This window comes from Bradyrhizobium sp. SPXBL-02, from assembly GCF_051853065.1.
Taxonomy (GTDB): domain Bacteria; phylum Pseudomonadota; class Alphaproteobacteria; order Rhizobiales; family Xanthobacteraceae; genus Bradyrhizobium.
Genome location: NZ_CP182474.1, coordinates 6,841,502 through 6,865,615 on the forward strand (window position 1 = coordinate 6,841,502; position 24,114 = coordinate 6,865,615).

The following is a 24,114-nucleotide window of genomic DNA, read 5'->3' on the forward strand; positions in this document are numbered from 1 at the left end:
GCGCGTTAGGGGACAGCAATGGCAAAGCCGGCAGTGGTTGTGGTGGGCGCAGACAAGGGCGGGGTCGGCAAGACCACGGTATCGCGCACCCTGCTCGATTATTTCTCGGCCAACAACGTGCCGACGCGGGCGTTCGACACGGAGTCGCCGCGCGGAACCCTGAGGCGCTTCCACCCCGACATCACCGAGATCGTCGACATGACGACGACGGCCGACCAGATGAAGATCTTCGACACGCTCAACGCTGTCAGCCCTTCGGTCACCGTCATCGACGTCCGCGCCGGCCTGCTCTCGCCGGCGCTGGCTTCGTTGCGCGACATCGGCTTCCTCGACGCCGCCAAGGCCGGCCAGATCACCTTCGCGGTGTTCCACATCCTCGGACCCTCGATCGCCTCGCTGGAGGAAATCGCGGAGACCGCGGGCTTCATGTCCGGCGCGAAATATTTCCTGGTGAAGAACTTCATCAACGACACCCAGTTCTTCCAATGGGACCAAGCGACCTACAATTCCTACTTCCACCGCATCAAGGACGCGACCGAGCTGACCATCCCCAAGCTCAACGAAATGGCCTATGAGCAGGTCGAGGTGTCTTCCGTGCCGTTCCTGAAATTCGTCGCCAACAAGGGCATCAACGACGAGGCCGCGAACTATTCGTTCGTGCTGCGCGGCTATGTCCGGCACTGGCTGGCCAACGTCTGGAGCGAGTTCGACCGCATCCGCCTGACCGACATCGTTGGTTCGAAATCCGTTACCCGCAACAGCGAAAAATAGTTGCGGACCCCGGGCGGATACGGCTGGATTGGGCAGTGAGTTGGCCCAGATAATGGCTGTCGATGCCCGCAACGCCCGTCTACATCATCTGCTCGCCTCGCCCGCAGGTCGGCAAGACCTTGCTGGCGCGGCTGCTGACAGAATTCCTGCTGCTCAAGAACGGCAACGTCGCGGCCTTCGACGTCAATCTGAAGGAGCCGTCGCTGCTCGATTACCTGCCGAAGGTGACCGAGACCGCCGACGTGATCGACACTTACGGCAAGATGCAGCTGATGGACCGCGTCATCGTCGATGACGGTGTTGCCAAGGTCATCGACCTCGGCTTCCACGCCTTCGACGAGTTCTTCAAGATGACCGACGAGATCGGCCTGTTGAAGGAGGCGGCGCGCCGGCATGTGGCACCACAGATCCTGTTCGTCGCCGACACCGACCGTGTCTCGGCCCGCGCCCACGAGACGTTGCGCGGGCAGATTCCGCGGATGAACCTGGTCACGGTGGACAATGAATATGTCGTTCGCGGCGAACTGCCGCCGGCGATGGGAGGTGGCCGGCTGTTCCGCCTGCCGGCGCTGCCGGGTTTCCTGAAGACGTATATCGACCGGCTGAATTTCTCCTTCACCGGCTATCTGCGGCAGGAGAAGGACTCTTCCACCGAGCTGCATCAGTGGATCCGGCGCAACTACCTCGCCTTCCGCGAGCTTGAGCTCAGCCTGATCCTGCAACGGTCCTGATTTATTTTACCCGGGCAATATTGACCGACCGCCCGGCGGCTTGTATGACCTCGCGTGACACCCTTCCTCGCGAGACCAAGCCCATGAGCATCGACCGAAAGGCCGCGATTGCCGCCTACAAGGAGCGCAAGACCGCCGTCGGCATCTACGTCGTCCGCTGCGTGGCGACAGGCGAAGCCTGGGTCGGGCAGGCGTTTGATCTCGAGAAGGTCGCCAACCGGATCTGGTTCACGCTGCGCCAGGGCGGGCATCCCTGCCGCGCCCTTCAAGCGGCGTGGAACGCGCATGGCGCCACTGGCCTGACATTCGCCGAGTGCGAGCGGCTGGACGAGGAGGAAACGAGCTACATCCGCGATGCGCTCCTGAAGGACCGCATGCTGCATTGGCGGTCGGACCTCAACGCCGAAGCGATCTAGTCGGCCACGTTCACTACCAGCCGCGCACCCTATCGGCGCTTTTCGCGGGCCGTGTCGATCGCCTGACATTTTCTTTGGCGCACCGATGATTTTGGCCCGCCTGCGCTGTCCTGATCCATAGGCGCGCCGGGATGATCCCGGTGGCCCGGACAGGGAGGTAATCCATGGGATCGTTGCAAGGTAAAAATGTCGTCGTCGTCGGAGGCAGCCGCGGCGTCGGCCGCGCAATCGCGGAAGCCGCCCTCGGCGAGGGAGCGACCGTCCTCGCCGTCGCCCGCGAAGCAGCAGCCCTGACCCAATTGGCGAACGATACACCGAGGTTGAGAACCCTTGCGGCCGACGCGACGCAGGATACAGCGCCGGGTCAGGTTTTCGCCGCGCTGGCGCCGGACGTCCTGGTGATCTGCGCGGGCTCACTTGCCCCCAGCGCGCCGATACAGGACCTGACCTGGGAGGCCTTCTCCGCCAACTGGGAAACGGACGTCAAGGCGTCGTTCCTGTTTTGCAGGGCGGCGCTGCGAGGTCCGCTCAAGCCGGGAACACGGATCGTCCAGATCTCCAGTGGCGCGGCCTTCAGCGGGGGACCGCCGTTTGCCGGCGGTTATGCGGGTGCAAAGCGCGCGCAGATCTTCCTGGCCGGTCATTGCCAGAAGGAGTCGGATCGGCTCGGACTGGGCCTACGCTTCATGGACCTGGCCCCCATGCGCATCATGCCCGGCACCCGCGTGGGCCAGGGCGGCGTCGACGGCTATGCCGGCTATCTGGGCATCCAGCCCGCGGACGTTCTCGCGGGCATGACCGACATGCAAACGCCGGCCGATGTGGGAAGGGCGGTGGTTGCCCTGGCCACCGGGACATCGGAGGGCAGTTCCTTCATGGTGAGCGGGAGCGGACTTGCGCCGGCGGCCTGAGGCACACAGAATGCAGATCGAATTCAGCACTGCAGGCCCGACATGACAGGCCCTCCTGGCCCTTTCGAGCCATTGGGCGAGCCAGGCCAGCCGTTCCTCGATCGGCTGGCCTTCGAGCATTTCACGGCGGCCCACCGTCGCGAGATCAAGCTCCACTGCTACCGCATGATGGGCTCGCTGCACGAGGCGGACGACCTCGTACAGGAGACCTTTCTGCGGGCGTGGCGCGCGCGGTCGGAGTTCGACGGGCGAGGCTCGGTCCGCGGCTGGCTCTACACGATTGCCACCAACAGCTGCCTCAACGCTCTCAAGGCGAGGACCAGGGCGCATCGCTTTCTCCAGCAGCCCGGACGGCCTCCCTCGCAGGGGCCGGCCACGGGCGGGCCCGCAGCCGAGCTTGCCTGGCTGGACCCTTACCCGGATGCGGAGCTTCCCGCCGTCGCCGACGACACGCCCGGTCCGGAAGCACGGTACGAGACCCGCGAAGCCGTGCAGCTCGCCTTCGTCGCGGCCATCCAGGATCTGCCGCCCAGGCAGCGGGCCGCGCTGCTGCTTTCCGACGTCCTGGGATGGTCGGCTGTCGAAACGGCGCGATTGTTGGGCGGCTCGACGGCCTCGATCAACAGCGCATTGCAGCGGGCTCGCGCAACGCTTGCAGCGCGATATCCCGAGGGACGTCCCCGCCGTCGATCGCAGACCAGCCGAGAGGAGGGACTGCTGCTCGAGCGCTACATGCAGACCTGGCAGGCCGCCAATCTCGACGGCTTCATAGAACTCTTGCGGGAGGACGCCACCTTTAGCATGCCGCCATGGCGGGAGTGGTATCAGGGGCGCGCGGCCATTCGGGCTTTCTTCGAGACCATCTGGACCAGGTTTGCCGGCTTCCGAGCGGTCACCATCGGCGCCAACGGCCAGCCGGCTGTCGGTGTCTACGCGCGCACCCATCAAGATCCGGCATGGCGCGCCCATTCGCTGCATGTCATTGAGCCTGCGGACGGCGGGATCGCCTCGCTGACGGTCTATCTGGGGCCGCTCGGGCCCGAGCTGTTTCCGGCCTTCGGCTTGCCGCCGCCCTAGCCAGGTCTGCGCTTGCCGCAGGCTCTCGCCGTAGCGGCGAGCACGCTCAATGCCCCTCGAACGTCATCAGCGTGCGCACCGGGACGTCCATCGCACGCAGCTTGGCGGCGCCGCCTAGCTCGGGCAGGTCGATGATGAAGCAGGCGGCGACGACGTTGGCGCCGATCTGGCGCAGCAGCTTCACCGCGCCTTCCGCGGTGCCGCCGGTGGCGATGAGGTCGTCGACCAGGATGACGCGCTCGCCGGGCTGAATCGCGTCGACATGCATCTCCATCTCGTCGATGCCATATTCGAGGGAGTAGGCGATGCGCACCGTGGTATGCGGCAGCTTGCCCTTCTTGCGGATCGGCACGAAGCCGGCCGAGAGCTGGTGCGCCACCGCGCCGCCGATGATGAAGCCGCGCGCCTCCATGCCGGCGACCTTGTCGATCTTGTTGCCGGCCCAGGGATTGACGAGCTCGTCCACGGCGCGGCGGAACGCGCGCGCGTCCGCGAGCAAGGTGGTGATGTCGCGGAACATGATCCCGGGCTTGGGATAGTCCGGGATGGTGCGGACGCTCGCCTTCAGATCGTGGTCAAAGGTCATGGTTATCTCACTCTGGCTTTTCCACCGTCATTGCGAGCGAAGCGAAGCAATCCAGATCTTCTCCGCGGCAAGAGCTTGGATTGCTTCGTCGCCAGCGCAAATTGCTTCGCAATGTTGTCGCGGGCTCCTCGCAATGACGGTCCATACTCAATTCGCTCCAGCATCCAGCCGGAACGCGTTTTCGACGATACGCAGTCCCACCTCGCCGCCGAGCGACATCAGCGATTCCGGGTGGAATTGCACGCCGGCGACCGGCAGGGTCTTGTGCTCCAGCGCCATGGCGACGCCGTCCTCGGTGCTGGCGGTGACGCTCAGGACCTCCGGCATGCTGTCGCGCTCGACGAAGAGCGAATGATAGCGGCCGATGACGATCTCGTTCGGCAGGTTGCGCATCAGCCGCCCGCCGCGCACCTGCACCCGTGAGGGCCGGCCGTGGGCGGGATGGGTGAGCTGGCCGAGCTCGCCGCCGAAATATTCGCCGATCGCCTGCACGCCGAGGCAGACGCCGAACACCGGCAGCTTCTTCTCCAGCGCCGCGTCGATTGTTGTCTTGATCCCGAAATCCTCAGGGCGCCCGGGGCCGGGTGACAACACCAGCAAATCCCACCTCTTCTGCTTGAGCATGTCGAGCGCATGCACATAGCGGACCACGGTGACGCTGGCGCCGACCTGGCGGAAATAATCGGCGAGCATATGCACGAAGCTGTCGTCGTGGTCGATCAGCAGCACCTGCTTGCCCGAGCCGGTGGCATCGGGCGCAAAGGTCGAGAGCGGCTTCGGCGGATCGCCGCGCAGCGCCTGGAACAGCGCGGCGGCCTTGACCTGGCATTCGCGATCTTCCGCGGCGGGATCGGAATCGAACAGGCAGGTGGCACCGACGCGCACTTCGGCGATGCCATCCTTCATGCGGATGGTGCGGATGGTGAGGCCGGTGTTGATGCTGCCGTCGAAATTCACCGCGCCGATCGCACCGGCATACCAGCGCCGCGGCGAGCGCTCGTGGTCCTCGACGAACTGCATCGCCCACAGCTTTGGCGCACCCGTGACGGTGACCGCCCAGGCATGGGTGAGGAAGGCATCGAGCGCGTCGAAGCCGGGGCGCAGCATGCCCTCGACGTGGTCGACGGTGTGGAACAGTTTTGAGTACGTCTCGATCTGCCGGCGCGCCAGAACCTTGATGGTGCCGGGCACACAGACGCGCGCCTTGTCGTTGCGGTCGACGTCGGTGCACATGTTGAGCTCGAACTCGTCCTTCTCCGAGTTCAAGAGCTGGCGGATCTGCTCGGCGTCGCCGATCGCATCAAGGCCGCGCGCAATCGTGCCCGAGATCGGGCAGGTCTCGACGCGGCGGCCGTCCGAGCGCACGAACATTTCGGGCGACGCGGAGACGAGGAATTCGCCCTCGCCGAGATTCATCAGCGCGCCATAGGGCGACGGGTTGATGACGCAGAGCCGCTGGAACACTTCGGCCGGCGAGCGGTCGCAGGGCTCGGCGAAAAGCTGGCCGGGCACGGCCTCGAACAGATCGCCGCGGGCGAAGGCGGCGCGCGCCGTCTCGACGGTGGCTTGATATTCACCGGGCGCGTGATCGGCAAAGCCCTGGCGCGGCGTCTTTAGGTACGGGCTGTCGGCGGTCTCGCGCGGCAGGCCCTCGGTGGATTTGCCCTTCCAGGCGAAATCGTAAGTGAGCACCACGCCGCGGCCGGTGGCGCGGTCATAGGCCAGCAGGCGATCGGGCACGTACAGCACGATGTCGCGCTGGTCTTGCTCGCGCGGACGCTTCTGCACGAGGTCCTCGATCTGGAAGACGAGGTCGTAGGCGAAGGCGCCGAACAGGCCGAGCAGGCCATCATCATTGGCGGAGAAGGCGGCGACGAGGTCGCGCACCAGCGACATCACGCTGGCCCGCCGCGTGCGCTGGTCTTCCTCGACCGGGGCATCGCCGCGGATGATGTGGCCGGCAAGGCGCGTCGCCGTCTTCTCGGAGATCACCACGCAGGGCTCGCGCAGCACGTCGCCGAGGAAGGCGATGAGCACCTGGCCGCGCGCGTTCAGCGCTTCCAGCTTGAAATTGACGCCGACTGTCTCGAGCTTGAGCGGCGGATCGGAGAAGCCGAGGTCGAAGCTCTCGTAGCGGCCGGGCACGGTCGTGCCCGAGGACAGCACCACGCCGCGGCGGCGGTCGAGCAAGCTGATGAGGTCGTCGAGCCTGCTGGCGCCGCCGGTAAATTGCTCCGCCACGCGCGTGATCGCAAGCCCCGCGCGGGTCGCGTACTCACTTCTGGCCGGGAGGGCAAAGACTGTCCTGTTCATGTCGTCCTCTTACGAAACTTGCCGAGGGAACGCCACACAGGACAAACGATCGGGCCGCCGCACTGCGTGGCGACCTCTAGCGATTTTGAGAAATGAAATCGCACCGGCCACCTCTTTAGGAGGTGCGCCACCAAAGACGGGCTGGGCGGACGGCGGTGCTCATGGGCGGATACTCACCATGGCGCGAGGGCGGCGTCAAGGGTGGCTGGGGCGGCTTCAATCGCCAAAATGGCGACGGCCAGGTCTCAGCCGCTTCAAGCCCGCATCTGCAGGCTGTCGCGCCCTATGGCCGCGTCCGAAGCATGACGCTCGATCTCGGCTCGCGTTACCGTGAGCAGAAGTTCACCGTCGGGTTCGACGACATTGCTACGGTCAGCCAAGGTTTCAACCATAACACCTGTCTTTCCTGTGACCGCACACCATGTGGCATGATCGTCGCTCACGCGTAGCGCCGTGATCATCGCGGCCGGATCCAGATCCAACTTTCGCAACAGCAGGTCGATGGCCTCGGCCGCCAGATTTTGCTCGGCAACTCTCAAGAAATTCCGGATCGTGTCAGCGCCTACCGTCGACAACCGCGCGCCCACCAGTGTGGGCGGAAAGCTCTTCAATACTTCATGCATGTCCGACGGCTTCGGGCTCTGGCTGCCTGGGCCGAATTCGTAAAGTTCTCCACCCGCCTCCTCGTAAACGCACAGGCGCGAACCCTTGTCAGTCTTGACGCCAATGGCAATGCCCTGCACCCCTTCAGCATCCATATTGCTTCCCGCGAACGCCTGAACCTTGAGCTCCGGGTCAGGCCTCACCGCCCCGCACGCGGCGGCGATCGTGAGCTGCAGGCGGTCGGTGATCTGAGAGCTGATGTGGCGAACGCTCAGCCAGATCCGACGTTGCGACAGATGTGGGTTAAGTTGCGCAAGCCGTTCGATTTCGGAGGCATACTGTTCCTGCGCGACAGCATGCAATTCGGGCCAGCTTGCGATCCATCGGGCTGCAAGTTGTGTCATTGGTTGCTGTCGTTCTGCTTCATAGAAGCGACGATCAAGCGCATCGAGCGCCGAGGCCCGGTTCTCGAAGCCGTTCTGCTGCGCGCTCACTTGGGGATTATCCCCTACCCAGGCGATCATTTCCTGCAATATACGATGTTGCGCGCTCGCTCCCATCGCCTCGAGTCCGGCGAGCGCATCGCCAGACGTCGTGGGAAGCATCGAAACGCCCGTGTTACCGATGAACTGGCTGTGACCGCCGTTGTTGACCTGAGCGAGATAGTAGTCTGCGTGATAGGCCTGCATGGCCACAGCGGGCAGTTCACGTCCGGAGTACACGCCGATGCGTTGCATTTGGTTGACGTAGTCGACCACCGCGTGGGTTAGATATTCGGCCTTCTCAGGGTCCTCGGGCGCCTCCAGCCGCTCGCGAGGCAAAACAACCGTCGTCAACCGACCATCCACAATCATCACCCCCTCCACAGTCGCGTAGCGAAGGGCTACACGGCTGCAGCCTATGATTGCAGCGAGCTGTTATCAATAGCGATGCAACACGTGCGCAGATCGACCCGCACCACTGCTGCTGCTACCCCAGATGCTTCCGGAAAAACTCCGTCGCCCGGCCCCAGGCGAGCTCGGCGGCTTCGCGGTCGTGCACGGCCTGGCGCTGCTCGTTGACGAAGGCGTGCTCGGCGTCATAGCGGAACAGCTCCAGCGACTTGCCGGCCGCCTTCATGGCCTTCTCGAAGCCGTTGACCAGCTCCGGCGTGCACCAATCGTCCTTGTTGGCGAAATGGGCCTGGAGCGGGATCTTGACGTCGGCGGGCTTGGCGGCCTGCTCGGGCGGGATGCCGTAGAACACGACGCCGGCCGCGAGCTCCGGGATCTTGGTCGCGCCGATGATGGTGACGGCGCCGCCGAGGCAGAAGCCGGTCAGCCCGACCTTGGCGCCGTTGCGCGACAGATATTGCGCGGCACCGCGGACGGTCTGCGTAGTGGCGTCCATGAAGTCGAGCGAGTTCATCTCCTTGTTGGCGCTGTCCGTATCGTGATACGGCACCACCTTGCCCTTGTAGAGATCGGGCGCCAGCGCGTCGAAACCGGCCAGCGCGAAGCGGTCGCACAGCCCCTTGATCTGGTCGGACAGGCCCCACCATTCCTGGATCACGACCACGCCCGGCGCATTGCCGCGCGCGGCGTTGGCGAGATAGCCCGAGGCGTCCTTGCCGTCCGGGCGCTTGAAGGTGATGCTGGTTCCCATGGTGTCCTCCGGTAAGTTTCTGGGGGATCGGTTGGCGGTATTTTGGCGGGTGCGGGGGTGTGACGCAATCCACACTCTCGTCATTCCGGGGCGCGCGATAGCGCGAGCCCGGAATCCATTGGGCCGCGGAGCTGGTGGATGAATGGATTCCGGGTTCGATGCTACGCATCGCCCCGGAATGACGGCTCAACAAAAAGCCCCCTTGCGGGGGCTTCTTCATTCTCGTTTCGCGCCAAGCCGCTCAGTGCGAGTCGGCCCAGACCTTCTTCTTGGTGAAGTACATCAGGCCCGCGAAGATGATCAGGAACACGAACACCTGGAAGCCGAGGCGCTTGCGCGCTTCCATGTGCGGCTCGGCGGTCCACATCAGGAAGGTGGTGACGTCCTTGGCGTACTGCGCGACCGTGGCCGGCGCGCCGTCGTCAAAGGTCACCTGGCCGTCGCTGAGCGGCTTCGGCATCTTGATGGCGTGGCCGGGGAAGTACTTGTTGTAGTACGAGCCCTCCGGGATGGTGACGCCCTCCGGCACCTTCTCCTCATAGCCCTGGAGCACCGCGGCGACATAGTCGGGCCCCTGCTCCTGGTACTGGGTGAAGACGTCGAAGATGAACCAGGGGAAGCCGCGCTTATAGGAGCGCGCCTTGGTAATCAGGGACAGGTCGGGCGGCGCCGCGCCGCCGTTCGCCGCTCGCGCGGCCTGCTCGTTCGGGAACGGCGAGGGGAAATAGTCCGCCGGCCGGCCCGGCCGCTCGAACATGTCGCCGGCATCGTTCGGACCGTCCTTGACCTTATACTCGGAGGCGAAGGCCGCCGCCTGCGCCACGGAATAGCTGGGCCCGCCGGGCTCGGCGAGGTTGCGGAAGGCGATGTAGGACAGGCCGTGGCAGCTGGCGCAGACCTCCTTGTAGACCTTCAGGCCGCGCTGCAGCGCGCCGCGATCGAACTTACCGAAAGGGCCCGAGAACGACCATTTGTTGCCGGGGGGCGTGTCGCTGCCTTCGGACGCCTTCGCGCTGTCGATCGAGCCCGCGAACAGCGAACCGGCGAGCGCCAGCACGATCGCGGTCGAGACCATCGGCGTCGACCGGCTGCCGGTCTTGGCCAGCACGGCATCCGAGATCGAGTTCGGCACCGGCCGCGGCTTCTCGATGCGCGAGAGCAGCGGCAGCACGATCAGGAAGTAGGCGAAGTAGCAGACCGTCAGGACGCGGCCGGCGACCACGTAGATGCCCTCCGGCGGCTGCGCACCGAGATAGCCGAGCAGAATGCAGACCACGACGAAGATCCAGAAGAACTGCTTGGCGAGCGGACGGTACTTCGACGACTTCGTCTTGGCGGCATCGAGCCAGGGCAGGAAGCACAGGATGATGATCGCTCCGAACATCGCGATGACGCCCGCGAGCTTGTTCGGAATCGAGCGCAGGATCGCGTAGAACGGCAGGTAATACCATTCCGGCACGATGTGCGGCGGCGTCACGCCCGGGTTCGCCGGAATGTAGTTGTCGGCGTCGCCGAGATAGTTCGGCATGTAGAAGATGAACCAGGCGTACAGCAGCATGAAGCAGGTGACGCCGAACATGTCCTTGATGGTGGCATGCGGCGTGAACGGCACCGTGTCCTTTTCCGTCTTCGGCTCGACGCCATCAGGGTTGTTCTGGCCGGCCACGTGCAGCGCCCAGACGTGCAGCACGACGACGCCCGCGATCACGAACGGCAAGAGATAGTGCAGCGAGAAGAAGCGGTTCAGCGTCGGGTTGCCGACCGCATAGCCGCCCCACAGCAGCGTCACGATGCTCTCGCCGACATAGGGAATGGCGGAGAACAGGTTGGTGATGACGGTGGCGCCCCAGAAGCTCATCTGGCCCCACGGCAGCACGTAGCCCATGAAACCGGTCGCCATCATCAGGAGGTAGATGATGACGCCGAGGATCCACAGCACCTCGCGCGGCTCCTTGTACGACCCGTAGTACAGGCCGCGGAACATGTGGACGTAGACGGCGACGAAGAACATCGAGGCGCCGACCGCGTGCATGTTGCGCAGCAGCCAGCCGTAGTTCACGTCACGGACGATCAGCTCGACCGACTTGAAGGCGAGATCGGCGTTCGGCGTGTAGTGCATCGCCAGGATCACGCCGGTCAGGATCTGCATCCCGAGCATGAAGGAGAGGATGGCGCCGAAGGTCCACCAATAGTTCAGGTTGCGCGGGGTGGGATAGGCGACGAAGGAGGAGTGGATGAGACCAAAGATCGGCAGACGCCGCTCGATCCATTGCAGGGCCGGATTGCTCGGCTGGTAGTCGGATGGTCCGCTCATGATGCGATCCTGAGGAAATAGTACGACGAGACGGCGCGAAGCTTCGGACGAAGATCCGAAGCTCAGCCGATCTGGATTTTGGTGTCGGAAACGAACTGGTACGGCGGCACCGGCAGGTTCGAGGGCGCAGGCCCCTGGCGGATGCGGCCGGACGAGTCGTACTGCGAACCATGGCAGGGGCAGAAGAACCCGTCGTAGCTGCCTTCATGAGCGATCGGGATACAGCCGAGGTGGGTGCAGATGCCGATCACGACCAGCCACTGCTCGTGACCAGACTTGACGCGGGCCTCGTCTGACTGCGGATCGGGCAGGCTCGCCACGTTGACGGCGCGCGCTTCGTCGATCTGCTTCTTGGTACGGTGGCTGATGTAGATCGGCTTGCCGCGCCAGAACACCTTGATGTCCTGACCTTCCGCGATCGGGCTGAGATCGACCTCGATCGGCGCACCGGCGGCGATGGTCGAGGCATCCGGATTCATTTGGGAGATGAAGGGCCAGAGCGCGGCCGCGCCCCCTACTGCTGCAGCTGCCCCCGTTGCAACGAATAAGAAATCACGGCGTGTCGGATGGTCCGCCGAAGACGCTGTCGTCACGATTCCAACCCTTTCTTCTTGTGCTACCGGTGGAACCGCTCCGAGGGGCGCCCAAGAGGTCCCCGGAAAGGCTGCCGGCGCCCGCGGCCCCCCGCGGCGGCAGAACTTGGCTTGTTCACCTCTAAACGGGTGAAACAGCAGTCCAGAATCGTTCTATTGGCACCCTTGCCGGGCGAGCGCAAGCCCGCTAACGGCGTGGGAGCGTGCAATGCACGAATTCCCGGGCGGGCGATGTTTTATTGAGACATTTTGCGCCCGCAAGCCAACTCGCCGCCGCCCATGCAGATCGCGCTTTTCCAGCCTGACATCCCCCAGAACACCGGCACGATTCTTCGCCTCTGTGCCTGCTTGGGGCTCGATGCCCATATCATCGAACCCGCGGGCTTCCCCGTGTCCGACCGTCTGTTCCGCCGGGCGGGAATGGACTACCTCGACCATGTCAGGCTGACCCGCCACGTCTCCTGGGCGACATTCGAGGACTGGCGCGCAGGCCAGGGCCAGCGGCTGCTGCTGTTCACCACCAAGGCTGCCACCGATTACCGCGATTTTCATTACCAGAGCTCGGACATCCTGCTATTCGGGCGCGAGAGCGCCGGCGTCACCGACGCGGTCGTCGAGGCCGCCGATGCGCGCCTGGTGATCCCGATCAACGCGGGGCTGCGGTCGCTCAATGTGGCCATGAGCGTGGCCATGGCCGCCGGCGAGGCGCTGCGGCAAACCCGGAACCCGCAAGTTTGAGAGATTGAGGAGAGAGGCTTGAGTTACGCGGTCAAGGAAATCTTCCTGACCCTGCAAGGCGAAGGCGCCCATGCCGGACGCGCGTCGGTGTTCTGCCGCTTTGCCGGCTGCAACCTCTGGAGCGGCCGCGAGGCCGACCGCAGCGAGGCAACTTGCAAGTTCTGCGACACCGATTTCGTCGGCACCGACGGCACGCTCGGCGGGCGCTACGGCTCGGCCGCGGAACTCGCCGATACCATCGCCGCGCAATGGACAGCGGCGGCCGCCAACCGCTACGTGGTGCTGACCGGCGGCGAGCCGCTGCTCCAGGTCGACGCTGCGCTGATCGACGCGCTGCACGCAAGAGGCTTCGAGATCGGCGTCGAGACCAACGGCACGATCGCAGCCCCTGATGGGCTCGACTGGATCTGTGTCAGCCCCAAGGGCGGCAGCGAGCTGGTGCTGCGGCGCGGCCACGAGCTGAAGCTGGTCTATCCGCAGGCGCTGGCGATGCCCGAAGCATTCGAGGATCTCGCCTTCGAACGCTTCTCGCTGCAGCCGATGGACGGGCCCGAAGTCATCGAGAACACCGCGCGCGCGATCGACTATTGCCTGCACCATCCGCAATGGCGGCTCAGCGTGCAGACGCACAAATCGCTCGGCATCAGATAGGAAATGATTTGGTAGGGTGGGCAAAGCGGAGCGTGCCCACGATTCAAGATGACGGTAAGAGACGTGGGCACGGCGCAAGGGCGCCTTTGCCCACCCTACGGCACACTCCACGTGGTAAGCGACCGGGAATGCAGATGGACGACACGACGATCGAAGACCGCAAGGCCCGCGCCCGCGCCTGGTTCGAAGCCCTGCGCGACGACATCTGCGCGAGCTTCGAGCGGCTCGAGGACGACGCGCCGCAAAGCCTCCATCCGGGCGAAGCCGGCCGCTTCAAGCGCACGCCCTGGCAGCGCACCGACCACTCTGGCGCGGCCGGCGGCGGCGGCGTGATGTCGATGATGCACGGCCGGCTGTTCGAGAAGGTCGGCGTGCATTGCTCGACGGTGCACGGCGAGTTCGCACCCGAATTCCGGGCCCAGATCCCCGGCGCTGCGGAGGATCCCAAATTCTGGGCTTCCGGCATCTCGCTGATCGCGCACATGCGCAATCCGAACGTCCCCGCCGTGCACATGAACACGCGCTTCGTCGTCACCACGAAGGCCTGGTTCGGCGGCGGCGCCGACCTGACGCCGGTGCTGGAGCGAAGGCGGACGCAGGACGATCCCGACAGCATCGCCTTCCACGCCGCGATGAAACTGGCCTGCGCGCAGCCGAGCGGCGTTGCCGATCACGACAAGTACAAGACGTGGTGCGACGAGTATTTCTACCTGCCGCATCGGAAAGAGGCGCGCGGCATCGGCGGCATCTTCTACGACTGGCACGACAGCGGCGACTGGGACGCCGACCTCGCCTTCACCCAGGATGTCGGCCGCGCCTTCCTGAAGATCTATCCCGAGATCGTGCGGCGCAATTTCGCGAGCGCCTGGACGGCTGCGGACCGCGAGGAGCAACTGATCCGCCGCGGCCGCTATGTCGAGTTCAACCTGCTCTACGACCGCGGCACCATCTTCGGACTGAAGACCGGCGGCAATGTGGACTCGATCCTGTCGTCGCTGCCGCCGGAGGTGAAGTGGCCATGAACGCCGTGCTGCCGCCGCTTCCGCGCGCGATGCTGATCGACATGGACGACACCATCCTGTCGGCCTATGGCCGGCCCGAGATCGCCTGGAACACGATCACGGCCGAATTCGCCGAAGAACTCGCCCCGCTGCCGCCGCCGATGGTCGCAACCGCGGTGCTGGCCTTCGCGCGAAACTTCTGGGCCAATGCGGAAGCAGCGTGGCGGATGAAGCTCGCCGAGGCGCGGCACCTGACGGTGAAGGGCGGCTTCGCCGCGCTCGCGGCCGCAGGCCACCGCGCTTTGCCCGACGACCTCGCCATTCGCCTCGCCGACCGCTTCACCGCCTACCGCGAGGAGGAGATGTTCGTCTTTCCCGGCGCGCATGAGGCGATCGACCACTTCAAGGCGCTCGGCATCAAGCTCGCGCTGGTCACCAACGGCGCCGCCGACATGCAGCGCGCCAAGGTCGAGCGCTTCGAGCTGACGCATCGCTTCGACCACATCCAGATCGAAGGCGAGCACGGCTTCGGCAAGCCCGAGGAGCGCGCCTATCTGCACGCGATGCAGGCGCTCGGCGTCACCGCCGGAGATACCTGGATGATCGGCGACAATCTGGAATGGGAGGTCGTCACGCCGCAGCGTCTCGGCATCTATGCGATCTGGATGGACGTGCATGGCGAGGGCCTGCCGGAGGGCTCGACGGTCAAGCCCGACCGCATCATCCGCTCGCTCGGTGAGCTGCTGCCCGACCGGGCATGATCCGGACCCAAAACAAGAACTGCGAAAACAACCCCATGCACAGTAGCCGGCTGCTGCAAAATCAAGGTCTTACGGATTTTACGAAATCTGTTTGATCCGTCGGGCAAAACAGGGGTATTATGTCATGGTCGCGACCTCCGCGGCGGTGCGCTTGCGGGTGGCACGCCATTCGCGCAACAATCATTGCGCAGCGTATCTCGCGGTCAGCGAATGACCGTGCAAGCTGCCGGAGAACACCACGATCGCCTTCGGCGACAACTCGGCCTGCAGCTTTCCCGTCATCATGTTGGGATTGGCCGGCGCAAGCGCAACGGTGACCGTCTTGCCGCCATCCTGAATCGTTGCGCGTCCGCGCATATCCTTCGTCGAAAGCGGCGATCCATCGTCGTCGCCAACGTAAAAGACGATGTCCGTCCCCTTGCTGACGAATTCGATCGGATGCCCTTGCGATTTGACCACGGGGCCGCCGTTGCTGCCCTTGGTCTGCGCCGCGGCAACATCCAGCGTCGCGATCATCACAGCGGTCATGGCGAGGCCGATATACGTTCTCATTGCGGGCTCCTCTTTGGTTTTCCGCGCGTATCAATAGGCTTCCGCGGGGGTGAACGTTGCGGCGTGTCCGGCCACCAGCCGCTGCAGCGGCTGCTGGCCGAACATCAGAAACAGAATCGGGGTCACGATTGTGTCGAGAACCGTGGCGCTGAGCAGGCCGCCGAAGATCGTCACGGCCACGGGGTGCAGGATTTCCCGGCCCGGCTCGTCCGCGCCGATCAAGAGCGGCGTGAGCGCCAATCCGGCGCAAAGCGCCGTCATCAGAACCGGACTGAGGCGCTCCATGCTGCCTCGAATGACCAGCCCGGCCCCGAAACGCTCGCCTTCGTGGATGGCGAGATTGATGTAGTGCGAGATCTTCAAGATGCCGTTGCGCGCCGAGATGCCGGCCAGGGTGATGAAGCCGATCATCGAGGCCACCGACAAGGGCTGCCCGGAGATCTCTAGCGCGGCGACGCTGCCGATCAGGGCGAGCGGAATACCGCCCATGATGATCAGCGCCAGTGCGATCGACCGGTAGCGGCTGTAGAGGACGACGAAGATCATCGCCATCGACGCCAGCGACAGAATGCCGATGCGCCAGGACGCCTCCTGCTGGGCCTGGAACGCGCCTTCGAGGCTGGTCGTGTAGCCTTGCGGGAAATCGAGTTCGCGAACCGACCTCTGAATGTCGGCAGCGATATCGGCGATGTCGCGGCGTCCGTCCCCGTTGCCGTAGACGACGATCCTGCGCTGGGTCCCCTCACGCTGAATCTGGTTCGGCCCGTCTGTCTCGACGATGTCGGCCAAAGCGCTCAGCGGGACGAACTCCGAGCCGGTCGGGATGAGCAAATTGTGCAGTCCCGTTGTCGAACGGTCTTGCTCCGACAGGCGCATCACGACATCGAAACGGCGATTGCCGTCGACGATCTGGGAGACCTTCCGGCCATTGGACAGCGCGTCGAGTGCCTGTGTGACCGCAGCCGGCGTCAGGCCGTGAAGAGCGGCGCGGGCATGATCGATTTGGACCCGCACTTGCGGAATCAGCACCTGCTTCTCGACCTGGAGATCGACCAGACCCGGGATCGTCGACAGACGCTGGCGCACCGTTTCGGACAGCCGCCGCAACATCTCGATGTCCTGCCCGAAGATCTTGAGCACGATCTGGGCACGAATACCCGACTGGAGATGATCGAGGCGATGGCTGATCGGCTGTCCGATGGCCACCGACGCCGGCAGCGCGGACAGCACTTCCCGGATGCTCGCATAGATGTCCGCCTTCAGGCGCTTGGACGGTGTGAGATCGACATCGATCTCGCTGTAGTGCACGCCTTCGGCGTGCTCATCGAGCTCGGCGCGGCCGGTGCGGCGCCCGACCGATTTCACCTCGGGCACCTTTGCGAGCAACTGTTCCGCCAATAGGCCAAGACGGTTCGATTCCGCGAGCGAAATGCCTGGATTGTACTGCAGCGACAGGACCAGCGTCCCCTCGTTGAAGGGAGGAAGAAAGCTGCGCGGCATCTGGCTCGCGGCATAGCCCGCCACCGCGACCGCAGCGGCAACGAAGACCAGCACCAGGCCCTGCCGCTCGAAGGCCCAGCCGAGCACCCGCCGATTGGCCTGCTTCAGCTTCGTGACGACAAAGCTCTCGCGGTCACCTGAATCAGCTCGTCCCGAAAGCAGATAGTAGGACAGCACCGGCGTCACCGTGATCGAGGTCAAGAGCGAAGCGAGGATCGAGACCACATAGGCCACGCCAAGCGGCGTGAACAGCCGCCCTTCGATTCCCGGAAGGGCGAACAGCGGCACGAAGACGAGAACGATGATCATCGTTGCATAGACGATACTGGAACGAACCTCCTGGCTCGCGCCGGAGATCACGTCGAGGACAGGACGCGGCGTGCCCGACGCAGCGTTCTCGCGCAAGCGCCGCAGGATGTTTTCGACGTCCACCACGGCATCGTCGACCAGCTCGCCGATCGCGATGGCGAGGCCGCCCAGCGTCATGGTGTTGATCGTGAGGCCGAAGGCGCGAAACACCAGGACCGTCACCAGGATCGATATTGGAATGGCGGTCAGCGAGACGAACGCGGCGCGACCGTTCATCAGGAAGACGAACAGGACCATTGCTACGACGATTGCGGCCTCGGCCAGGGCGCGCTCGACATTGCCGATCGACGTTTCGATGAAGGTGGCCTGCCGGAACTGCACGTTGGCGACGTTGATCCCGCCGCGCATTGTGCGTTGCAGGTCCTTCAGCGTGGACTCGACATTGCGCGTCAAGGCCACAGTATCCGCAGCCGGCTGCTTCATGACGCTGACGATGACGGCGGGCTTGCCGTCATATCCGGCGTCACCGCGCTTGGTCCGCGCGGCAAAATCAACCGAGGCAACCTGCTTCAGCAGGATCGGCTGCTCTCCGCGGGTGACGACGACGGTGTTGCGGAGGTCCTCGATACGCCTGGTGAGACCGACATTGCGGATCAGATATTCGCGGCCATGCTGGTCGACGAAGCCGCCGCCGCTATTGGTGCCGAACCTTGCGACCGCCTGCTCGATCTGATCGTGGGTGACCCCGAGCGCCTGCATGGTGGCGACGTTCGGCGTCACGCGGTATTGGCGGACCTCGCCGCCGATGGGTATCACCTGGGCGACGCCGGGAATGGCGAGGAGTTGCGGCCGGACGACGAAGTCAGCGATCTCGCGCACATCCATGGGTGAAGCCGTGCCATCGCTCGTCAGCGCGATCAGCATGATCTCGCCCATGATCGAGGTCACCGGGCCCATCTGGGGATTGGCCGGAGCCGGCAATTGCTCGCGGATCAGCGCCAGCCGCTCCGAGACGAATTGCCGGGCGCGGTAGATTTCGACGCCCCAGTCGAACTCGACATAGACGACCGACAGACCAACGCCCGAGACCGAGCGCACGCGGATGACGCCGGGCATGCCGTTCATCGACGTCTCGATCGGGAACGTCACCAGCTGCTCGACCTCCTGGGGCGCCAATCCCTCTGCCTCGGTCAAGATGTTGACGGTCGGACGGTTGATGTCCGGCAGGACGTCGACCGAAACGCTCGGCAGGACGACCAGGCCGTAGCCGACCAGCGCGGCGGCGACCGCCAGCACGAACAGGCGATTGCGCAAGCTTGTCTGGACGATGAGCTTGAACATGGTCGGCTACCGGATCTGGTTGACGAGGTCGGTGCCGCGAACGACGATGTGTTCGCCTTCGTTGACACCGGCGGCCACGATGACGCGGGCTGCGTCCACCGGCACCACGCGAACCGGCCGGGGCTCGAAGCGCTCGGGCCCGGTGTGCAGCCAGACGATATTCTCGCCGTTGCCGCTTCGAACGACGGCATTGCGCGGCACGATCAGGCCGGACGCGGGCGCTCCGGTCTGGACCATCACATTCAACGGCTGACCGATGTTGAGACCTGCTGGTGGCTCCGGAATGGCGAACTGAACCACGGACGCATGCTGGCGCAGCGCCCGGCTCGTTCCGACGAAGCTCAGCGCGATCTGCTGCCCGTTTGCGGCCATTGCCGTTGCGGCTTCGGGCTGCTTCAAGCCTATTTCGTCATAGGCGAGTGCCTCGACCCAAAGGCTGCGAGGGTCTGCGATCTGAAACAGGACGTCTTGCGGCTGTATGACCTGGCCCGGCGCGACCCTGGATGACGTGATGATGCCGTCGGTCGATGCCCGCAGCTCCTCGAACCCGGTGCGGGAATTGCGAACGGCTTCGCGGCGCGCCCGCAGGCCCTCTAATTCGCTTTCGAGGTCATTCACCTGGCCTTGCGGCACCGCGCCGCGTTCGGCCAGCGGCCGGAGACGCCGCAGCTTGTTCTCCGTGATTGCCATCAGCTGCTCGATTTCGCCGACCTTCTCGAGGATCGTCGTGCGATCGGCGATTGGCAGATGCGGCTCGATCCGAATGAGCAGATCGCCCTTGCGGACGGTTTGCCCGATGCGAGGGATGCCGTCATCGCCCGGAACCACGCGGCCCCCGTAGATGCTCTGCACGATGCTGCTGCGGTTGGGGTCGGCCATGACACGGCCGATCAGGGTGACGGCGGGATGAATCGTCTGCGGCTCGGCTGCAGCGGTCCGTACCTCGAGCAGACGCTGCGTCGGCTTGGCCGCGAAGACGGTGCCGTCTTGCAGGCGCCGCGGGGAGTCGCTCAATGCGGGAGCATCCGGCGGATTTGGTTGCGTTGCATTCGTCCGGCCCTCGCCGAACATGATGGCCGCGAGAATGACGAAGGCCCCTGCCATCACGGCGGACATGGAGGCGGCCATGCCGCGGCCACGCCGCTTCCAATAGGCGAAGAGAAGGCCGAACCCCAAGGCGGCGAGCATGGAGGCCGCGATGGCCGCTCGGTTCGAGAGCAGCCAGCCGTGCTCGTGCTTCTGCGCCGCGGGCCGAACCTCTGCACGCGGCGTGAACGAGTCGACCAGCAGATCATTTCCCCTGCCGGCGCTGATCGAGAAGATCACCTCGACCGATCCGGGCGGTATGCCGTTCGGAATCGGGGCGGTGTAAACGCCATCCTCCCGGCTTGATGCGTCGATCGGGTCGGAATCGCCGATCGTGACTTGCAAGGCGGCGTCCGAAACCGGCTCGTTCGTCACTGCATCATCAACGAAGATCGACAGCTTGCCGTCCTTCAGGATGCCGACGACTTCGTAGAGCTCGGAGCGCGCGGCAATTCTTGGATATGCCGAGGACACGACCGGCGTCTTCTCGGCGTCGCCGTGATCGTGCCCTTCATGGGCAAAGGCCCCCGAGACACCCAAGAACAGGCTTGCCAACCAGACAGCGCCGGCCAGCCCAAGACTTGTGAGCCGCCCTTTCGGGCAGCGCTGATTCATGAACATCGAAAGATCCTTCAGACATGCGAAAAGGCGGCGGCCGAAACGCCGCCGGGACTACGCGATGCTGAAGGTACTTGGTGGCCGGACGAGTCCCTCGGGGCGCACCCCGACAATGGCCCGCGCGAGCGGCAGGTCCATGGCGCCGAGCACTTCGAAGGCGCTGGGCAGGTGAACGACCTGCGCTGAGGCGATCGAGGTGCCAAACATGTCCCAGGCCACGCCTGGAGCGCCGTCGTCGTCGTGATCCGGCCCGTCATGGACGTGGCCTTCGGCGTCGTCACCGGCGTGGGAATGCACGTGGCCTGCCAGTTGATCGTGGAAATGCAGGGAACCGCTGAGCATGACGGACGGCATCGGCATGTCGCCGACAGCCGCCTTCACCTGCGAGACCGAAATCAGGGAGACCTGAAGCACGAACGCAGATATCGCCACGAACATGGCCGTTCTGGCGAGTTGACGAAGATGGTGGAGGACGCCGTGCAGCACGTCGAAAAACTAGGTCATGCCGACCGCGAATTCAAGGCGACGTTCCGCGCGGACGCATCGCGTGGGAGGTGGTCCAGACACCCTCCTCGCTCGCTCCACGAGCTGCCGACGCCCGACATCCGGCAGCCCGCCTGCCTCACTTGAAGTGAAATGCTTCACAAGCCGCAATCCGGGATTGCGGTAGCCTCGTGCCACGGGGCGTGGTGAGTTGGAGGCGACAATGAAGCAGGACCTTCCGGACCAAGCAGCGCGCACGCAGGCCGCAAGCGAGCCGGGCTTTTGGCAGAGAATTCAATCCTGGGACAGCCGCCTCTCGGTCACCAAGGGACTGACGGCCGTGACCCTGCTGACCGGCTTTCTGGGCGGATATTTCCAGTATCTGAATTCCTATGAGCAGAAGGTCGGCGAGCAGGCCAAGGCGGACATGCAGAAGGCGACAGACACCTTCCTCGAGATCTCCAATGCCTTCGCCGACGTGCAGATCCAGCAGGAGACCATGCTGCGCGAGCAGTTCGGCTCGCTGAAGGCGCAGGCAACCCCCGCTTTCATCCCGGTGGACTCCAAAACATTCGACTCGCTGTCGGACTATTGGAAGGCGCGCACGTCGCTGCGGCGGAACGGCGCCATCTTCGCGCGCAAGGCGGAGATCTACATCGACTGGCCCAGCGACCTCGGGCGCGATCCGGCCGCAGAGCACACGCTGGACCAGGATCCCCTGACGGCAACGCTGCTCACCAAGTATAATTTCGATTGCGAGTCAGAAGCCAATCTCCCCCAGTTCAGAGGCGCGATCTACAATGGCGCCGATCCCGGACGCCCCAGCGACGAATTGTGCAACGACCCGACGGCCAATGGGCTGAAGTCCTACGTCAACCTCTGTGCCAGGCGGGCGGATGGCGAGATCGATGCGTTGCAGAAGGTCGTGACCATCAACTGGTGGAGCGCCAAGCACCACGTCCTGGTGATGCACCATTGCTTCGAGGTGCTCCGCGGCGGGCCTAATGCGTTGCAAGCTCCGGCCTCCGGCAACGACGGCCCCAATGATCGCAAGCTCGATAAGCCGCGCGACAGCAACGAGCACAGGCTGCAGCTTCAGGCCCGCCGGCTGGACGCGTTCATGACGCTGACCATGGCGCAGCTGGACCGCATCAGGGTGCGATACCGTCCCACCGGCTTCTTCTGCCATGTTCCTTTCGCGCGCGATGCCATCGGCTATTTCAGCAACCAGTGCCTGCCGAACCAGCCGGCTACGAGCGAGCGCAGCTGAGGCGTACCGCGAGGACACCGGCGGATACTTTTCGGCACCGGCAGCCGGCGTGATCGGCCTGTCATGACGGCCTGTTAGCGTCGGCCCTGTCGATCAACCCGAAAGGACAATCCATGGATCTGAAGGCCGGCGATGTCGTGATGCTGAAATCCGGCGGTCAGCCGCTGACCGTCGCGGAGGTGAAGGACAACGAGGTGCTGTGCCTGTGGATGGGCATGGAAGGCGACCTGTTCCGCGAGACGCTGCCGCTCGCCGTGCTCGTGCAGGTGGAAGAGGACGACGAGGACGACGAAGACGAAGATGATGACGAGGAGTAGGCACTTCTCGGACCGCATTCTCGTGAGAGCCGCGCTCTTCCCCTGATGACGGGCGCGGGTTGATCAGACGAGGATACGAGGCGCCGCCGTGGCTTTGTCTCCCGAATTCGGTGTCCCCGTCGGTTCGATCAAGAGTATGTGCACTTCCCCATGCGCCACCGGCCGGTGCTCGACGCCCTTCGGCACGACAAAGACCTCGCCGGGGTTGAGGGTGACCGTGCGATCCCGCAGCTCGATGTCGAGCGTCCCGCTGAGCACGAGAAAGAAGTCGTCCGTGTCCTCGTGCTTGTGCCAATGAAATGGCCCCTCGAGCTTGGCCACCATGATGTCGTTGTCGTTATAGGTCGCGACGGTTCGCGGGGAGAAGCGATCGGTGAACGTTGCGAGCTTCTCGGCGAGATTTGCGGGGGCTTTCATCGCGTTTCCTCAGGTGACGACTTCCAGCCCGAATATGGTGACCGGCTACCCTCCTGGAAGGGATAGCACGACCCTGTTTGGGAACACGAGACTGCGACGTGGCGGAATGTGGTTCTACGCGACCCGCGCGTAGAATGGGAGAGCCCTTACGAAACTCATCAGGGATGCTGCTCGCCGCACCGGCGGTGCGTGAATGATGACCAGGATGGAGGCGATGGGTTTCGCAAGGGCGAAACCCATCCTCCGAGCTGATGTCGGCCGGATCAGAACCGATAGTTGATGCCGCCCTTGGCGGTATGAAGCTGAACCTCGGTGTCCGTGAAGGACGCTCCGGGGAATGCAAGAGCATTGCCGTTCGACTTTCCGAGATTGATGTAGATGTACTCGGCCTTGAACGTCCAGCGCGGGTCGAAAGCCCATTCAAGGCCGCCACCCGCGGAGAAACCCACCTGGACTTCCGACGAGGACGCGCTTCGCGTCAGGGCCGGGAAGAAGCCGTTGAAATTGGCAATATTCGGCGTGGCGAGATTGGAGGTGAAGATGCTGTTCTTGACGTGGCCCCAGGCGAAGCCACCGGTACCGTAGATCAAGAGATTGTTCGCCGCGTATCCGAGACGTCCGCGGACCGTGCCGAAGACATCGATTTCCTGCTTGAGATTGAATACGCCGGTGAAGGCGCCATTGTCGCCGCCGATCGTTCCAGTGACGCTGAAGGGGCGGCTCGCCGTCTCCTTGATGGCTGCGCCGCTGACATCCGCCTCCAGACCGTACACAAACGTGCCGGACTGCCAGTTATAGCCGATTTGGCCGCCGCCGAAGCCACCCTTGGGACTCACATCCAGGGAGAACGGCCCCGTGCCACCCGTGACGACATAGCCGGGGACCGTCCCGGTTGCGAGCGCGCCCGGATCGAAGGTCGCGGTCGGATCGCTCCAGCCATAACCGCCATGCACGCCGGCATAAAAACCGGTCCAGCTGAATGCGACCGGCGCGGGCGGCGCCTTGGTGTAAGCCCTGCCGAGGTCGGCCGCGACGGCGCCCTGGGACAGACACAGAGCCGAGACCAGAAGGACAGCAGAGACGATGGACTTCATAACTTCCCTCAACGTTG

At 64.4% G+C, this 24,114-nt stretch carries 23 protein-coding genes; 11 read left to right on the forward strand and 12 right to left on the reverse strand.

Annotation, left to right across the window (positions count from 1 at the left end; all coding sequences use genetic code 11):
- Positions 1 to 18: 18 nt before the first annotated feature.
- The 5 genes from ACNJYD_RS31800 to ACNJYD_RS31820 all read left to right on the forward strand — a co-directional run bounded on the left by ACNJYD_RS31800 (position 19) and on the right by ACNJYD_RS31820 (position 3,906).
- On the forward strand, positions 19 to 771 hold the full coding sequence (locus ACNJYD_RS31800; RefSeq protein ID WP_172785921.1) for a hypothetical protein: 753 nt from the start codon (positions 19 to 21) through the stop codon (positions 769 to 771).
- A gap of 62 nt (positions 772 to 833) precedes the next feature.
- Entirely contained in the window at positions 834 to 1,502 is a 669-nt protein-coding gene (locus ACNJYD_RS31805; RefSeq protein WP_172785966.1) for a hypothetical protein, read from the forward strand.
- An 83-nt stretch (positions 1,503 to 1,585) separates the two neighbouring features.
- Positions 1,586 to 1,918, forward strand: a complete 333-nt coding sequence (locus ACNJYD_RS31810; protein ID WP_212259063.1) for a GIY-YIG nuclease family protein — start codon at positions 1,586 to 1,588, stop codon at positions 1,916 to 1,918.
- Between the two features lie 164 nt (positions 1,919 to 2,082).
- Entirely contained in the window at positions 2,083 to 2,829 is a 747-nt protein-coding gene (locus ACNJYD_RS31815; protein WP_439364332.1) for an SDR family oxidoreductase, read from the forward strand.
- 42 nt (positions 2,830 to 2,871) lie between these two features.
- On the forward strand, positions 2,872 to 3,906 hold the full coding sequence (locus ACNJYD_RS31820) for an RNA polymerase subunit sigma-70 (protein WP_439364333.1): 1,035 nt from the start codon (positions 2,872 to 2,874) through the stop codon (positions 3,904 to 3,906).
- A 46-nt stretch (positions 3,907 to 3,952) separates the two neighbouring features.
- Here ACNJYD_RS31820 and ACNJYD_RS31825 read toward each other — a convergent pair whose 3' ends face one another.
- From ACNJYD_RS31825 to petA, 6 genes are all read right to left on the reverse strand, one after another.
- Positions 3,953 to 4,492, reverse strand: coding sequence for an adenine phosphoribosyltransferase (locus ACNJYD_RS31825; RefSeq protein WP_011085277.1), 540 nt, complete (start codon positions 4,490 to 4,492; stop codon positions 3,953 to 3,955).
- Positions 4,493 to 4,639: 147 nt separating this feature from the next.
- Positions 4,640 to 6,805: an anthranilate synthase component I gene (locus tag ACNJYD_RS31830; RefSeq protein WP_439364334.1), complete on the reverse strand. Its 2,166-nt coding sequence runs from the start codon at positions 6,803 to 6,805 to the stop codon at positions 4,640 to 4,642.
- A gap of 254 nt (positions 6,806 to 7,059) precedes the next feature.
- Positions 7,060 to 8,262, reverse strand: a complete 1,203-nt coding sequence (locus tag ACNJYD_RS31835; RefSeq protein ID WP_439364335.1) for a DMP19 family protein — start codon at positions 8,260 to 8,262, stop codon at positions 7,060 to 7,062.
- Positions 8,263 to 8,377: 115 nt separating this feature from the next.
- Positions 8,378 to 9,052, reverse strand: coding sequence for a dienelactone hydrolase family protein (locus ACNJYD_RS31840; RefSeq protein WP_025038157.1), 675 nt, complete (start codon positions 9,050 to 9,052; stop codon positions 8,378 to 8,380).
- A 241-nt stretch (positions 9,053 to 9,293) separates the two neighbouring features.
- The gene (fbcH, locus tag ACNJYD_RS31845; protein WP_439364336.1) at positions 9,294 to 11,366 is read right to left on the reverse strand and encodes a cytochrome b/c1; all 2,073 of its coding nucleotides are present in this window, start codon (positions 11,364 to 11,366) and stop codon (positions 9,294 to 9,296) included.
- A gap of 62 nt (positions 11,367 to 11,428) precedes the next feature.
- Entirely contained in the window at positions 11,429 to 11,959 is a 531-nt protein-coding gene (petA, locus tag ACNJYD_RS31850; RefSeq protein ID WP_172785913.1) for a ubiquinol-cytochrome c reductase iron-sulfur subunit, read from the reverse strand.
- A 279-nt stretch (positions 11,960 to 12,238) separates the two neighbouring features.
- Here petA and ACNJYD_RS31855 point away from each other — a divergent pair, with 279 nt between their 5' ends.
- The 4 genes from ACNJYD_RS31855 to ACNJYD_RS31870 all read left to right on the forward strand — a co-directional run bounded on the left by ACNJYD_RS31855 (position 12,239) and on the right by ACNJYD_RS31870 (position 15,110).
- Positions 12,239 to 12,697: a tRNA (cytidine(34)-2'-O)-methyltransferase gene (locus ACNJYD_RS31855; protein ID WP_172785912.1), complete on the forward strand. Its 459-nt coding sequence runs from the start codon at positions 12,239 to 12,241 to the stop codon at positions 12,695 to 12,697.
- Positions 12,698 to 12,715: 18 nt separating this feature from the next.
- A complete protein-coding gene (gene queE / locus ACNJYD_RS31860; RefSeq protein WP_172785911.1) occupies positions 12,716 to 13,348 on the forward strand; it encodes a 7-carboxy-7-deazaguanine synthase in 633 nt (210 codons plus the stop codon).
- Positions 13,349 to 13,482: 134 nt separating this feature from the next.
- On the forward strand, positions 13,483 to 14,370 hold the full coding sequence (gene hemF, locus ACNJYD_RS31865; protein WP_439364337.1) for an oxygen-dependent coproporphyrinogen oxidase: 888 nt from the start codon (positions 13,483 to 13,485) through the stop codon (positions 14,368 to 14,370).
- Positions 14,367 to 15,110, forward strand: a complete 744-nt coding sequence (locus ACNJYD_RS31870; RefSeq protein ID WP_439364338.1) for an HAD family hydrolase — start codon at positions 14,367 to 14,369, stop codon at positions 15,108 to 15,110. The genes hemF and ACNJYD_RS31870 overlap by 4 nt, the downstream gene beginning before the upstream one ends.
- 180 nt (positions 15,111 to 15,290) lie before the next feature.
- Here the strand turns inward: ACNJYD_RS31870 and ACNJYD_RS31875 are convergent, their stop codons facing one another.
- The 4 genes from ACNJYD_RS31875 to ACNJYD_RS31890 are packed head-to-tail and all read right to left on the reverse strand — an operon-like array spanning position 15,291 to position 20,954.
- Positions 15,291 to 15,662: a hypothetical protein gene (locus ACNJYD_RS31875; RefSeq protein WP_439364339.1), complete on the reverse strand. Its 372-nt coding sequence runs from the start codon at positions 15,660 to 15,662 to the stop codon at positions 15,291 to 15,293.
- Positions 15,663 to 15,692: 30 nt separating this feature from the next.
- A complete protein-coding gene (locus ACNJYD_RS31880; RefSeq protein WP_439364340.1) occupies positions 15,693 to 18,812 on the reverse strand; it encodes an efflux RND transporter permease subunit in 3,120 nt (1,039 codons plus the stop codon).
- A 6-nt stretch (positions 18,813 to 18,818) separates the two neighbouring features.
- Positions 18,819 to 20,519, reverse strand: a complete 1,701-nt coding sequence (locus ACNJYD_RS31885) for an efflux RND transporter periplasmic adaptor subunit (RefSeq protein ID WP_439364341.1) — start codon at positions 20,517 to 20,519, stop codon at positions 18,819 to 18,821.
- A 51-nt stretch (positions 20,520 to 20,570) separates the two neighbouring features.
- The gene (locus ACNJYD_RS31890; RefSeq protein WP_172785908.1) at positions 20,571 to 20,954 is read right to left on the reverse strand and encodes a hypothetical protein; all 384 of its coding nucleotides are present in this window, start codon (positions 20,952 to 20,954) and stop codon (positions 20,571 to 20,573) included.
- 268 nt (positions 20,955 to 21,222) lie between these two features.
- Here ACNJYD_RS31890 and ACNJYD_RS31895 point away from each other — a divergent pair, with 268 nt between their 5' ends.
- Together ACNJYD_RS31895 and ACNJYD_RS31900 are read left to right on the forward strand one after the other, a co-directional pair.
- The gene (locus tag ACNJYD_RS31895) at positions 21,223 to 22,269 is read left to right on the forward strand and encodes a hypothetical protein (protein ID WP_439364342.1); all 1,047 of its coding nucleotides are present in this window, start codon (positions 21,223 to 21,225) and stop codon (positions 22,267 to 22,269) included.
- 113 nt (positions 22,270 to 22,382) lie between these two features.
- Positions 22,383 to 22,586, forward strand: coding sequence for a YodC family protein (locus ACNJYD_RS31900; RefSeq protein ID WP_172785906.1), 204 nt, complete (start codon positions 22,383 to 22,385; stop codon positions 22,584 to 22,586).
- 63 nt (positions 22,587 to 22,649) lie between these two features.
- On the opposite strand, the gene ACNJYD_RS31905 is transcribed toward ACNJYD_RS31900, so the two are convergent.
- Both ACNJYD_RS31905 and ACNJYD_RS31910 read right to left on the reverse strand, forming a co-directional pair.
- Positions 22,650 to 23,003, reverse strand: a complete 354-nt coding sequence (locus ACNJYD_RS31905) for a cupin domain-containing protein (protein ID WP_025038166.1) — start codon at positions 23,001 to 23,003, stop codon at positions 22,650 to 22,652.
- Between the two features lie 263 nt (positions 23,004 to 23,266).
- Positions 23,267 to 24,097, reverse strand: a complete 831-nt coding sequence (locus ACNJYD_RS31910) for an outer membrane protein (protein WP_439364343.1) — start codon at positions 24,095 to 24,097, stop codon at positions 23,267 to 23,269.
- Positions 24,098 to 24,114 lie beyond the last annotated feature (17 nt).

Bases quoted from the DNA above. Each gene is read 5' to 3' on its own strand.
- ACNJYD_RS31910 (WP_439364343.1), bottom strand. From the start codon at position 24,097: ATGAAGTCCATCGTCTCTGCTGTCCTTCTGGTCTCGGCTCTGTGTCTG.
- ACNJYD_RS31905 (WP_025038166.1), bottom strand. From the start codon at position 23,003: ATGAAAGCCCCCGCAAATCTCGCCGAGAAGCTCGCAACGTTCACCGAT.
- fbcH (WP_439364336.1), bottom strand. From the start codon at position 11,366: ATGAGCGGACCATCCGACTACCAGCCGAGCAATCCGGCCCTGCAATGG.
- ACNJYD_RS31815 (WP_439364332.1), top strand. From the start codon at position 2,083: ATGGGATCGTTGCAAGGTAAAAATGTCGTCGTCGTCGGAGGCAGCCGC.
- ACNJYD_RS31875 (WP_439364339.1), bottom strand. From the start codon at position 15,662: ATGAGAACGTATATCGGCCTCGCCATGACCGCTGTGATGATCGCGACG.
- ACNJYD_RS31800 (WP_172785921.1), top strand. From the start codon at position 19: ATGGCAAAGCCGGCAGTGGTTGTGGTGGGCGCAGACAAGGGCGGGGTC.
- ACNJYD_RS31840 (WP_025038157.1), bottom strand. From the start codon at position 9,052: ATGGGAACCAGCATCACCTTCAAGCGCCCGGACGGCAAGGACGCCTCG.
- ACNJYD_RS31895 (WP_439364342.1), top strand. From the start codon at position 21,223: ATGAAGCAGGACCTTCCGGACCAAGCAGCGCGCACGCAGGCCGCAAGC.
- ACNJYD_RS31810 (WP_212259063.1), top strand. From the start codon at position 1,586: ATGAGCATCGACCGAAAGGCCGCGATTGCCGCCTACAAGGAGCGCAAG.
- hemF (WP_439364337.1), top strand. From the start codon at position 13,483: ATGGACGACACGACGATCGAAGACCGCAAGGCCCGCGCCCGCGCCTGG.
- ACNJYD_RS31885 (WP_439364341.1), bottom strand. From the start codon at position 20,519: ATGTTCATGAATCAGCGCTGCCCGAAAGGGCGGCTCACAAGTCTTGGG.
- ACNJYD_RS31880 (WP_439364340.1), bottom strand. From the start codon at position 18,812: ATGTTCAAGCTCATCGTCCAGACAAGCTTGCGCAATCGCCTGTTCGTG.
- ACNJYD_RS31805 (WP_172785966.1), top strand. From the start codon at position 834: ATGCCCGCAACGCCCGTCTACATCATCTGCTCGCCTCGCCCGCAGGTC.
- ACNJYD_RS31855 (WP_172785912.1), top strand. From the start codon at position 12,239: ATGCAGATCGCGCTTTTCCAGCCTGACATCCCCCAGAACACCGGCACG.
- ACNJYD_RS31890 (WP_172785908.1), bottom strand. From the start codon at position 20,954: ATGTTCGTGGCGATATCTGCGTTCGTGCTTCAGGTCTCCCTGATTTCG.
- ACNJYD_RS31830 (WP_439364334.1), bottom strand. From the start codon at position 6,805: ATGAACAGGACAGTCTTTGCCCTCCCGGCCAGAAGTGAGTACGCGACC.
- ACNJYD_RS31820 (WP_439364333.1), top strand. From the start codon at position 2,872: ATGACAGGCCCTCCTGGCCCTTTCGAGCCATTGGGCGAGCCAGGCCAG.
- ACNJYD_RS31825 (WP_011085277.1), bottom strand. From the start codon at position 4,492: ATGACCTTTGACCACGATCTGAAGGCGAGCGTCCGCACCATCCCGGAC.
- ACNJYD_RS31900 (WP_172785906.1), top strand. From the start codon at position 22,383: ATGGATCTGAAGGCCGGCGATGTCGTGATGCTGAAATCCGGCGGTCAG.
- ACNJYD_RS31835 (WP_439364335.1), bottom strand. From the start codon at position 8,262: ATGATTGTGGATGGTCGGTTGACGACGGTTGTTTTGCCTCGCGAGCGG.
- ACNJYD_RS31870 (WP_439364338.1), top strand. From the start codon at position 14,367: ATGAACGCCGTGCTGCCGCCGCTTCCGCGCGCGATGCTGATCGACATG.